Here is an 11,333-nt window from a genome sequence, read left to right as displayed (position 1 = left end):
GAGGACGGAAATGCACAATGACTGAAACAAAACCCACCCACGGCGGCAATCTGAGCCTTGCGCTCGACTTCGGCCCGCTGCTCGTCTTCTTCCTGAGCTACAAGGGCGCGGGCTGGATCTGGGGTCCCGGCAATCCGATTACCGCGATGACCCTCAGCACGGCCGCCTTCATGGCAGCGATCGTCATCGCCGTGATCATTTCGAAGATAAAGCTCGGCCGCGTGTCGCCGATGCTGTGGTTGTCAGCGATGCTCGTCCTCTTTTTCGGCGGCCTCACCATCTATTTCCAGGATCAGAGCTTCATTCAGATCAAGCCGACGATCATCTACAGCTTCTTCGCCCTGATGCTGTTCGGCGGGCTGCTCCGCGGCAAGGCACTGCTCAAATATCTGCTGCAAGCCGCCTATGACGGGCTTACCGACGAAGGCTGGCGCAAGCTGTCGCGCAACTGGGGCTTCTTTTTCGCCGCCATGGCGGTCGCCAATGAACTGATGCGCCACTCGATGACCTTCGACGCATGGCTGTCGGTGAAAGTCTGGGGCGTCACCATCGTCTCGCTGCTCTTCGCCCTCGCCAATATCCCAATGCTTACGCGCCATGGGCTGACGCTGGGCAACAATGTGGACAGCGAGGAAATCGGCGAAACCACCCCGCCGCAGGGGTGACGTAGACCCCTTACACTACCGTACTCCTGCGAAGGCAGCAGCCTAGCTAAAACGGCAGAATTGGGGCCCTGCCTTCGCAGGAGCACATCATATAAAGCGCAGGGCGGAGCCAGCCTCAACCAACCCCGCCCGCGCATTTCTCATCAACCGCCGTTGAAATTCACCATGCAGTAAAGCATCGGCAACGACAGCAAGGTGTTCATGCGCGAAAACATCATCGCCGTGGTCGCTGCCTTGGCCTTCACCGCATCCTCGGCAGGGACGATACCCAGCGCCTTCTTCTGGTTCGGCCAGATGATGAACCACACATTGAACGCCATCACCAGCGCCAACCACATGCCGACGCCGATCAGCACGAAGCCCGGCTGAAGCGTCAACGCTTCCACCAGATAGGCGCTGCGCCAGGCAATCGTTGCCCCGGTCAGCACGGTCAGCGCCGCCCCCCAACGGAAGAAGAACAGGGCCGAAGGCGCGATGAACTTCGACACGCCCGGCTTCAGTTCGGCCGGAACCTTGGGCATGGTCGGGATCTGGACGAAGTTGAAATAATAAAGAAGGCCGATCCACACGATGCCGAAAAACAGGTGGAGCCAGCGCAGGATCGCCTGCTCGGGAATCGTGTTCGCCGGAACCGAGAAAATCACCACCAGCGCAAACACCAGCCCCACGGCGAGCACCAGATGCAAATTACCAAAGAATTTTGCCATTGATCCGTCCCCTATTATCCGGCCGCTATTTGTGAACGGCCTGACCGATGATTCTATGTCATCGTTACGCTGCTGTCACATGGATATTTCCATGCAGCTAAACGAAAATATCCTGTTTTCCGCAGTGCAATAAGGCTGCTACGGGGCCGGGACCCTTTCGGTGGCATACCCGTTATGCCGCCATCCATCCCAAGAACCCGAGGAGTTCCGACATGGCCTTTGTGCTGCCCAATCTGCCTTACCCCAAGGATGCCTTTGGCGACATTCTTTCGGTTGAAACCTTCGACTATCACCATGGCAAGCATCACAATGCCTATGTCGTGAAGGCGAATGAACTGGTCGCCGCAGACCCCGCCCTGCAGGGCAAGTCGCTGGTCGAGCTGATCAAGAGCAGCAAGGGCGCGCTGTTCAACCAGGTCGGACAGATCTGGAATCACACATTCTACTGGCTGTCGCTGTCGCCGGAAAAGAAGCAGCCGACCGGCACGCTGCTCGCCCTCATCAACGAAGGCTTCGGCTCGGTCGATGCCTTGATCGAAAAGCTGAAGGCCGAGGCCGTGGGCCATTTCGCGAGCGGTTGGGCCGCGCTGATCCTGAAGGACGGCAAGCTGGAAGTCACCAGCTATCATGACGCCGACACCCCTGTCGCGCATGGCCACACGCCGCTGCTGATCCTCGATGTGTGGGAGCATGCCTATTATATCGACTATCGCAATCTGCGCCCCAACTATGCCGAGCGCCTGCTGAAGGACGCGATCGATTGGGATTTCGTGGCGCTGAATCTGGACGGCGAAGGCGCGAGCCGCGCCGATCAGCCGGGCTGATGCTTGTCACGCCGTCCGTTGCCCGAAAAGCGCGGCGGACGGCGCCTCCCTCGGTCAATAACCGCCGGAAAGAACGGATTATTAACGGCGCCGTGCGAAAAGCATCTTATCCTATGTTTGGAAACGGCCGATGGACCTGCAGCAATTACAAAGCCAACATGACGCGCTTGACATAGCCGCTGATGGATTTTTGCAGCTAATTTCCGACAACGCCACGCCTCGCCAGCTTGGCACCTTCCGCTGGCAGTTTGCCCGGCAATTAATGTCCCATCTCGCCCTGGAAGACCATATCTTCTATCCCGCGATGCAGCGGCAGGCGCATGCACCTCTGCGGGAAACAGCGGCGAAGCTGCAAGCGGAAATGGCGCCGCTGGCGCTGGACTTCACCCACTATATGTCCCGATGGAGCGATGATCGCATTGCGCGCGAATGGCCCGAATTTTGCCGCGAAAGCCGCCAGATCATCGATGCCTTGCTCAACCGGATGCGCAAGGAAGAGAAACTGCTGATGCCCCTGCTCGCCCAAGCGGGGCTGGAGCCGCCGCTCAAACAGGCTAGCTGACCCCACGATCGGCCGGGGCAAGACCCAAGCTTCGCGCGACTTCGTCCAGATCAGCGCCCTGCCGGACCAGCAGCCAGTCCCGCGCCTGCGCGCCATTGACCACGGTCACCGCCCCCTTGGGGCAAACACCGAGGCAATTCACCTCGATAATCCCCGCCGCCGCCTTGCGTCCTTTCTTCAGCGACAACCGCTTCCGTAGCGCCTTGGCGAGCCGCTCGTCCCCATCGGGACCAAAGCCCCCATCCAGCTTCTTCGAACATTTGCGGCAGACCAGGACCGCATTCTGCCAGTTGGACCGGACATGATCCGTCAATCCGCGGTCTCCCGCGGCTTCCACGTACGCCGTTCCTCCGCCGACCGCAGCACTTCATAGGCGGCCTGGATCGTCTGGAAACGGACGGCGGCGTCCGCGTCGCCCGGCTTGACGTCGGGGTGATATTCCTTGGCCAGACGCCGCCAGCTCTTTTTCACCGCCTCGAAATCGGCATCGTCCTCCAGCTCCAGCGCCTTCAAAGCGTGAAGCTCATCCCGCGACCGGGTGCCGTCACCCGGCCCGCCCCAGCCATGATAGGCGCTGCCCTGATAGCCGCCAGCGTCGCGGCGCTCGGCACGCTCGCGCTGCTCCCGCTCTTCCTTGTCCAGCCCCTGAAAATAGTCCCAGTTGCGGTTATATTCGCCCGCATGATCGGAACAGAAGTACCAGCGTTCCGGGCTGTTGGGCGACTTGGGTGCAGGGCAGTTGCCCGGCTGGTCACAGCCATATCGATCGCACATGCGCACCTGTTGCGCCTCACGCGATGCGCCGTAGCTGCGCCAGCGGGGAAAGCCCCAGTCATTTGATCGGCTGCTTCGTGCCATCGGTCTCAATTAGGTAAGCCGCAGGCAGAACGCCACCCCGGCGGTTCAAATAACATCCTCCCCATCCAAGATGGGGAGGGGGACCGCCGTCAGGCGGTGGAGGGGAAATGCGCAACGTCATCCCTCTTCCCCTCCACCATTTGCTGCGCAAACGGTCCCCCTCCCCCCGCTCCACGCGGGGAGGATTCTAATGCCAGAGGGCCTGTAAGCCGGGTCCTGTCCACCATGTCACCATGGATGGGCGGCCATTCCTCTAGGAGACGGATTGCTCCGTCCCTCAAGCAACCAACCCGGGCGGTCTCAGCCGAAACTGGCCTAGCAGTCAAAGCTGCGCGCCGCCCCTATTCGGTCTTGCTCCCGGTGGGGTTTACCGTGCCGCCTTCCGTTGCCGGAGACGCGGTGCGCTCTTACCGCACCCTTTCAATTTCGCTTAGCCGAAGCTGTAGCGACCTGCTTTCTGTTGCACTGTCCCTTGGATCACTCCAGCCGGCCGTTAGCCGGCACCGTCATTTCGTGGAGCCCGGACTTTCCTCGCCGTGGAAGTTACCCGCCACGCCGCGGCCGCCCGGCCCTCTGGCGGGGCGCGCTATACACGTACTGCGCGCGCCCGTCATCCCTGCTTATTCATCGCCCCTCGGCTTTGGCAGCAATAAGGCGAGCAGGATCGCGCGGCATTCGCCATCGATCACCCCGTCGATCAGTTCCGGCCGGAAGCGCCGCTGGAATGCGACCACCGCCGCATCAGGCTCGGCAATGTCATAGCCAAAGCGCTCCAGCGCCAGCAGGAAAGCACTGTCCGACCAAAGCGGGTCCATCAGATTGCGGGTGGGACGCGGCAGCGCCAGACGCAGCCGGGACAGCCGCCACCAGGGGAAAAGCTCGCCCGGGTCCTGCTTGCGCGCCGGGGCGACGTCGCTATGCCCGACGATATTGCCACGCTTGATGCCGTGACGTTGCACAATGTCATGCATCAGCGGGATGAGCGCCTCAATCTGCGCGTCGGGAAAGGGGCGATAACCCCATTCATGGCCAGGATTGACGATTTCGATCCCGATACTCGCCGAATTGACGTCATCCGTGCCGCGCCAGTGGGACCGGCCCGCATGCCAGGCTCGTCTGGCTTCATCGACCATGCGGACGATCTCACCTTCTTCGGTCACCACATAATGGGCGGACACCTTGGATTCGGGGCTGGCCATCCAGTTGATCGCGCTCTGGGCGTCCGGCATGCCGGTATAATGCAGCACCAGCATGGATATGGGCAGCTTGCGGTCGTCAAAATTGGGCGACGGCGTTTCGATCATTGGAATGTCGCTCATCGGAAACCCGTAACCATCATCTGTCCTCGCCCCGCCGCATCAGGACGGGCAACTGCCGCAGACAATGACCGAGAGCGATTGGCCGATCAAGCGCAAGCATTTCCCTGATCCAGCGTCAGGGAGGCGATGTGCGAGAAACCTTGGTCAGATGGCGCGGCGAAGCGCCTCGTCGCTCTTCCGCGCCGTTTCCAGCCGCCGCGCATATCCGCCGCGAAATTCAGGATGGGGAATGAAATCCTCGCTATGGCCGATCACGGTCTCGCCCGCTCCCAGCAACAACACCGACTTTTCCTGGCTATGCCGCTTCAGAAGGCGGAATACCTCCTGTCGGCGTTCCGGTGTGAAATAAAGCAGCACATTGCGGCAAAGAAGCAGGTCATATTCACCCGATGGGGCCTTCGCATCGAACAGATTATCCGTCCGAAAATCGATCATCCGGCGCAGTTCCGGGCTGGCGCGCCAATTGTCTCCAGCGGGTTCGAACCATTTGATCAGGTCGCCAACGGCAAGACCGCGCTGAACGTCCATCTGCGAAAAGACGCCGCTGCGCGCCTGATCTATGGCGGCGGTCGAAATGTCCGTCGCCAGTATTTCGATGCGCCAGCCACGCCAGCGCGCGATGTCGTTGCGCAATTGAATCGCGAGGGAATAGACTTCCTGACCCGTGGAACAGCCCGCACTCCAGATCCGCAGCACCCGGTCGCGCCGATCCGCATAAAAGGACGGCAGGATATGCCGGTGGATCATGTCGAAGATCTGGAGATCGCGGAAAAAGCTGCTTTCGTTGTTGAGCAGCGCGTTGATCACCTCATCTTCCAGACGCGGATCACGATTGCCCAGGAGGCGGGCGGCCAGTTCATCCATGTCCGCAAGGCCATGGGTGCGCATGACCGGCTTCAGCGCCGTTTCCATCCGCCATGCGCGGCTTTCCGACAATATCTGCCCGGTGCGCGCCTCCAGCAGAGCCGAAAAGATGCGGGCGGCGCCGCTCGAGGATGAATCGGTCGAAAGGGTCAATGTGTCAAACCTCTGCTCTTTCCGCGCCGCGCGACGAAATCCATGATGGCATAGGGGTCCAGCAACGCACAGCTGAGCCCAGCCGCTGTCACCGATCCCGGCATGCCCCAAACGACGCTGCTCGTTTCATTCTGCGCCACGATCCAACCGCCTGCGTCAACGATGTCATGTCCGCCGACCGTGCCGTCACGGCCCATCCCGGTCAGGACGACGCCTGCTGCGCCTGGCCCATAGGCTTCGGCCATGGTGGTGAACATCGGATCGACGCCGGGCAGGTTTCCCGCAGGCGTGCGCTGGGGATTCAGCGTGACCATCACCCGCCCATATAGCCCCCGGCGGACCTGCAAATTGGCGTCGCCGGGCGCGACATAGATGGTATCGGGCACCAGCATTTCGCCCTGTTCGCCAACCTTCACGCGCAGGCTGGTCATCCGGGCAAGCTGCTGTACGAAATAGGATGTAAAGCTGACCGGCAGATGCTGGGTCAGTAAGATCGGCACGCCCAGCGGCTCGGTCATACCGGCGAACAACTGGCCCAGCGCGTGGATACCGCCTGTCGAAGCACCGATGCCGAGGCAGGCGAGCGGAGCGGTGGGCTTGCTCGCCGCCATGACGACCGGCTGCGCCTCAGCCGCCTGTGCCAGATTGGCGCCGAACAGGCGCGACAGCCGATCGATCAGCACCTGGGGAAACTGTTCGCCGAAGCAACCGCTGCCGGGCTTCGTGAAAATGTCGCTCGCTCCCAGCGCCAGTGCCTCGATCGCGGCTCCGCTGCCTTCCTCGCAATTTCCGGAAAGGATGACCACCTTGCCGCCGGGATTCGCGCGAAGAAGGGCGGGAAGCGCCGACAATCCGCTCTGCCCCGGCAACTCGATGTCCAACAGGACCAGATCGACCTCATGCGCGGCCAGATAGCCCAATGCATGTTCGGCGCTGTTGGTCTTGTGAACCACCGAAAATGCCGGATCACTATCCAGGATACGCGCGATCATTGTCCGCACCACGACGGAATCGTCGACAACCATTACGCGGACCTGCGGTCTGCTCTGGCTGGCCAGGATAGGCGTGACGGCGGACATTGATGGGCTTTCTGGCGACAGGAAAGAACTGGGGCGAATCAGCGAATCAACGGTTCAGATGACGCCCACGATCGACAGCTTGCTTTCAAGCGTTTCGCGATCGAACGGCTTCATCACATATTCGTCGGCGCCCGCCTCCACGGCTGCCTTGATATGACTGATGCCGTTTTCAGTGGTGCAGAAGATGATCTTCGGCCGAGCGGTTACCTTCGCGGTGGAAAGCGCCTGAAGAAATTCCATTCCGCTCATGACCGGCATGTTCCAGTCCAGCAGGACCACGTCCGGCGCTGCGGCTTCGCATTGGGTCAGGGCATCCTGCCCATCCACCGCTTCACTTACCGACAAATCAAGTGATTCCAGGATATGCCGTGCAACTTTGCGGATGACTTTCGAATCATCGACTACCAGACAGTTTTTCATGAAGCGTCCCTTGGATTTTTCCCCGTGCAGGAAAGATTAGCCACCAAAGCCGAGTAATTCGTAAACGAGCCAGGAATTTATGCGGCCTGTGCCAGCAGCCCGGTCTCGATGAAGCTCGCCAGCGAAACCAGCAGGTGCGGATGCCCATCCTGTTCGACGATCGCCCGCGCATAAGGTGCCCAGGCCTTATCCAACTGCCCACGCAGCGGCAGGTCGCCTTCGGGCACCTGGCAAATATCATGCACCGCATCTACCATCAGGCCATAGCTGTGCCCGCTGATGTCGGCGATGATCGCCAGGCCCCGCCGATCTGGCGGTGTCGGCGCGCCAAGGATAAGGGCAGGCACGTCGATGATCGTCAGCACGCGGCTGCGCAGGGCGGACAGTCCCGCGACATGCCCCAGCATGCCGGGCACCGGCGAGATGTCGGCCAGCTTCACGACCGCCTCGACCTCATTCGCCTCCACGGCGACGCGGGTGTCGGCCAATGTCGCCAGAAGGTAAAGCTGCTCCATAAATCCCTCCTTAGCGCCGGGTGCCGGTGATGGCCGCCATCAGGGCGTCCTGATCATAGCGGTAGATGCTGCCATCCTCTGGCCCCGCCGGTTTTGGTGACGCGCGCAGTTGAACGATGCGGCATCCCAATATCTCGGCCGCCTGCGTCAGGTCACGGTCAGAACAAAGAACCACGTCCGCCGGATCGACGGTCTCATCCTGGGGCAGGCCCAAAAGGACTTCATGGCCCGCCTGACGCAGCAAGGGCGCCAATATTTCACGCGTCCAGCCATCCTCACTGTCAGCAAGGACGCACCGTCCCCGAACGCGTCTTGCGAAGCTACTATCTGGCAGAGAGGCAAACAGCGCGAAGGGATTAAGGACCTCAAGATGTTCGCCATCGACCATGGCGACGCCGCTCAGCACGCCTTGCAGGGCGACCATGTCGGGCACGGCAGGCATTTCCACGATGTCGAGAACAGCGGCGACCGGATAGCAGGCTTCCTGATTGCCATCCCGAAGCCGCAGCGCCGAAACATGATCGGCAGTAAATTTATGCGCGCCGTTGGCCACCGGCACCAGCCGTCCATCCAGCCGCACAAAGGCATGAGCGCCCGAACGACCAAAGAGCGACGCGTCAACGTCCTCCACCCGCTCAACCAGCGACAGCTTGATCAGCCGTCGTTCGCCCGACAGCTCCTCAAAACGCAGGGCCGACACCATCTCGACCCGGACAGCGCCATCGTCATTGTCATCTGCCTGATCATTGGCCCGTTCATCCGCAACATTCGGCAGGCGCGCGGCATTGGCGAGGCCCGCCGCGTCGAGCAGCAGCATCGGCTTGCCATTGTCGGGCAGCGTCATGCCCGCATAGACGCCGGTCGCCATGACCAGCGGAGAGGCAGGACGAATAACCAGTTCCTCATGGTTATCGACAGCGGCGACACCCAGAGCGAAGGGAACGCCGGTCGCGGATCGCACCACCATGATCGCGCGCGGACCCGGCTGAGCGGACTTCTCCATTCCCAGAACATCTTCCAGATCGATCATCGAATGACGCACCGAACGGATCGTCGCGATCTTCGCGCCACCGACTTCGGCGACGTGCAGCGTCTCGTTATTATCGTGCAGTATCTCGACCACCGCCGCGCGCGGAATGGCGAAGTGCAGCCCCCCAGATCGAATGATGAGGCCCGGAATGATCGTCAGCGTCAACGGAACGCGCAGCACGATCCGCAATCCCCGCCCCAGCTCATTGTGCAGCGCGATGACGCCGCCGATACGCTCCACATTGGCGCGCACCACATCCATTCCGACCCCCCGGCCCGATATCGCGGTCACATGGCTGGCGGTCGACAGCCCGGCCTGGAAGATCAGCTCCAGCTTTTCAGCCTCGCTCATTCTGGCGGCGGCATCGCGGGTCAGCTTGCCTGCTGAGACTGCCTTTTCCACCAGCCGCCGGGTGTCGATACCCTGCCCGTCGTCGCTGACCTCGATCACGATCTGGTTGCCCGACTGGCGTGCCTGCAACTTCAGCGTCCCGGCTTCTGGCTTGCCCAGCGCCTTGCGCTGCTCGGGCATTTCGATGCCATGATCGATGCTGTTGCGCACAATGTGGGTCAGCGGATCGACCACCATCTCCACCATCTCGCGGTCCATTTCGACGTCGCCGCCCTCAAGGACCAGGTCGATCCTCTTGCCCAGTTCGCGGCCCAGATCACGCACCATGCGCGGAATGGCGGTAAACAGCCGCTCCACGCGCTGCATCCGTGTCTTGGAAATGGCGTCCCGCATGTCGGCAACGCATGTGGAAAGCCGTTCGAAGCTGCTTTCCAGCTCAGGGTCGCTCGACCGTTCGCGCAGCTTGCGGGACAGTTCGTTGCGCGCCAGCACCATGTCCGACACGCCGTTCATCAACTGATCGATCAGCGATAGCGGCAAGCGGATGGTCCGGGGCACCGCCTGCGCGCCGCCCTGACGCACAGCCTCGATCGCGGGAGCAACGTCCGTCGCCGCCACCGGTCCTTCCTCGCGTGCGGCGAGGGCGCCAATCAGATAGTCGTCATTTTCATCCGGCAGCGCAGCGCCGATCGCCACCGCCTCGGCAAGTTCGGCGATCCGGTCCATAATGCCCAGCACGGCGCTCACCGTCGCCGGATCGGCGGTACGGTTTCCAGCGCGGATTTCCGACAGCACGTCCTCGGCCGCATGGCTCAGCCGTTCAAAACGCGGCAGGTTGAGGAAGCCGCAGCTGCCCTTTACCGTATGGAAGAAGCGGAAAATGGCGTCCAGCCGGTCGCGATCGCTGGGATCGGCCTCCCAGGCAACGACCTCGCCCGCCAGGGCTTCCAGCGTTTCCTGTGTCTCGGCAATGAATTCCTGAAGTAGTTCGTCCATTCCCTTGGCCTTCACGGATGCGCGCGACGGCACCATGGAGAAGGCGTGGTTAAAGGCTCGTTAAAGACGTTGAACAGCCAGCAAAAAGGGCGCCGCGATCATCATCGCGACGCCCTTTCCGGCTTGGGAAAGCGAAAGCTTAGCGCTCCGTCTTCTCTTCGACGGCATCGGCAGCGCGTTCACCCGCTTCGCGAGTGGCCTCGGCCTTGTTCTCCAAAGCGTCGGCGGCGTTCTCAGCGGCTCTCTCGGCATTGCCGGACAGGTTATCGGCCATCGCTTCCATGTTGCTGGCCTGGTTGTCGATGGCGTCCGCCTGATTCTCGTATGCGTTCTCGACCTTGTTTTCCTGCTTGGAATCGCACGCAGCAAGCGCGATCAAGCTGGCAAGGCCGAGGACTGAGACGATGGTTTTCACGGCGTGTTCTCCTGTTGCGCCCCCCTGGGGCTGACGTCATTCGGCAAGAATTCCGGCCGCGCAAAGCACCCAGAACTCTGACCGCGATCAACTGGTCGCACGGCAGATGGTTCCCGCCGCAGGCTCCTTTCGTCGCAGAAACGAATTATTTTTTGAGGTTATCGCGAATTTCACGGAGCAGCAGCACCTCCTCCGGGGTTGCAGCAGGCGCCTCATCGGGCTTGGGCATCAGCCTGTTCACTGCCCTCACCAGCAGGAAGATGATGAAGGCGAGGATGAGGAAATTGACCAGCACGGTCAGGAATTCGCCCCACCCCAACATGGCGACCCCTGCGCCCTTGAGGTCGGCATAGCTTTCCGGATTGCCCTTGAACCCGGCCGGTATGTCGCCGAGCCGGATGAAATAGCGGGAAAAGTCCGCCCCACCGAACAGATAGCCCACCACCGGCATGATCAGGTCATCGGTCAACGACTTGGTGATGGTGGCGAAGGCGCCGCCAATGATGACACCCACAGCCAGGTCGATCACGCTGCCCCGGTTGATGAATGTCTTGAATTCGGAAATCAGTCCCATG

14 protein-coding genes and 1 other RNA gene are annotated in these 11,333 nt (G+C 61.4%); 3 read left to right on the top strand and 12 right to left on the bottom strand.

Annotated elements, in window-relative coordinates; all coding sequences use genetic code 11:
* Positions 1-17 precede the first annotated feature (17 nt).
* Complete coding sequence (gene ispZ, locus ACZ51H_RS01020; RefSeq protein ID WP_464802179.1) at positions 18-665, top strand: septation protein IspZ; 648 nt, start codon at positions 18-20, stop codon at positions 663-665.
* Positions 666-808: 143 nt separating this feature from the next.
* Here ispZ and ACZ51H_RS01015 read toward each other — a convergent pair whose 3' ends face one another.
* Positions 809-1,372, bottom strand: coding sequence for a urate hydroxylase PuuD (locus tag ACZ51H_RS01015; RefSeq protein WP_464802178.1), 564 nt, complete (start codon positions 1,370-1,372; stop codon positions 809-811).
* A 212-nt stretch (positions 1,373-1,584) separates the two neighbouring features.
* Here ACZ51H_RS01015 and ACZ51H_RS01010 point away from each other — a divergent pair, with 212 nt between their 5' ends.
* Positions 1,585-2,196, top strand: coding sequence for a superoxide dismutase (locus ACZ51H_RS01010; RefSeq protein WP_449471240.1), 612 nt, complete (start codon positions 1,585-1,587; stop codon positions 2,194-2,196).
* Between the two features lie 130 nt (positions 2,197-2,326).
* On the top strand, positions 2,327-2,758 hold the full coding sequence (locus ACZ51H_RS01005; RefSeq protein WP_464794299.1) for a hemerythrin domain-containing protein: 432 nt from the start codon (positions 2,327-2,329) through the stop codon (positions 2,756-2,758).
* Here ACZ51H_RS01005 and ACZ51H_RS01000 read toward each other — a convergent pair.
* The 11 genes from ACZ51H_RS01000 to mscL all read right to left on the bottom strand — a co-directional run bounded on the left by ACZ51H_RS01000 (position 2,751) and on the right by mscL (position 11,332).
* Entirely contained in the window at positions 2,751-3,095 is a 345-nt protein-coding gene (locus ACZ51H_RS01000) for a (2Fe-2S) ferredoxin domain-containing protein (protein WP_464802177.1), read from the bottom strand. The genes ACZ51H_RS01005 and ACZ51H_RS01000 overlap by 8 nt on opposite strands.
* Positions 3,068-3,616: a J domain-containing protein gene (locus ACZ51H_RS00995; protein ID WP_464802176.1), complete on the bottom strand. Its 549-nt coding sequence runs from the start codon at positions 3,614-3,616 to the stop codon at positions 3,068-3,070. The genes ACZ51H_RS01000 and ACZ51H_RS00995 overlap by 28 nt, the downstream gene beginning before the upstream one ends.
* A 189-nt stretch (positions 3,617-3,805) precedes the next feature.
* Positions 3,806-4,193, bottom strand: an RNA gene (gene rnpB, locus ACZ51H_RS00990) — RNase P RNA component class A.
* A gap of 43 nt (positions 4,194-4,236) precedes the next feature.
* Positions 4,237-4,935: an N-acetylmuramoyl-L-alanine amidase gene (locus ACZ51H_RS00985; protein WP_464802175.1), complete on the bottom strand. Its 699-nt coding sequence runs from the start codon at positions 4,933-4,935 to the stop codon at positions 4,237-4,239.
* A 144-nt stretch (positions 4,936-5,079) separates the two neighbouring features.
* Positions 5,080-5,952: a CheR family methyltransferase gene (locus tag ACZ51H_RS00980; RefSeq protein WP_464802174.1), complete on the bottom strand. Its 873-nt coding sequence runs from the start codon at positions 5,950-5,952 to the stop codon at positions 5,080-5,082.
* Entirely contained in the window at positions 5,949-7,031 is a 1,083-nt protein-coding gene (locus ACZ51H_RS00975) for a chemotaxis protein CheB (protein ID WP_464802173.1), read from the bottom strand. The genes ACZ51H_RS00980 and ACZ51H_RS00975 overlap by 4 nt, the downstream gene beginning before the upstream one ends.
* 54 nt (positions 7,032-7,085) lie before the next feature.
* Positions 7,086-7,451 carry a response regulator gene (locus ACZ51H_RS00970; protein ID WP_196225378.1) on the bottom strand — a complete coding sequence of 122 codons (366 nt, stop codon included), beginning with the start codon at positions 7,449-7,451 and terminating at the stop codon, positions 7,086-7,088.
* A 77-nt stretch (positions 7,452-7,528) separates the two neighbouring features.
* Positions 7,529-7,966 (bottom strand): chemotaxis protein CheW, encoded by a 438-nt coding sequence (locus ACZ51H_RS00965; protein WP_464802172.1) that lies wholly within the window; start codon positions 7,964-7,966, stop codon positions 7,529-7,531.
* Between the two features lie 10 nt (positions 7,967-7,976).
* Positions 7,977-10,343: a chemotaxis protein CheA gene (locus ACZ51H_RS00960; RefSeq protein WP_464771885.1), complete on the bottom strand. Its 2,367-nt coding sequence runs from the start codon at positions 10,341-10,343 to the stop codon at positions 7,977-7,979.
* Positions 10,344-10,482: 139 nt separating this feature from the next.
* Complete coding sequence (locus ACZ51H_RS00955) at positions 10,483-10,758, bottom strand: hypothetical protein (RefSeq protein ID WP_449471228.1); 276 nt, start codon at positions 10,756-10,758, stop codon at positions 10,483-10,485.
* A 145-nt stretch (positions 10,759-10,903) separates the two neighbouring features.
* Positions 10,904-11,332: a large conductance mechanosensitive channel protein MscL gene (gene mscL, locus ACZ51H_RS00950; protein ID WP_196225374.1), complete on the bottom strand. Its 429-nt coding sequence runs from the start codon at positions 11,330-11,332 to the stop codon at positions 10,904-10,906.
* Between the last annotated feature and the right edge of the window lies 1 nt (position 11,333).

The sequence above is a fragment of the Sphingobium sp. TomMM15 genome, from assembly GCF_055397045.1.
Note: the sequence above shows the minus strand (reverse complement) of the source record. Positions and strands in the feature narration are given on the sequence as shown.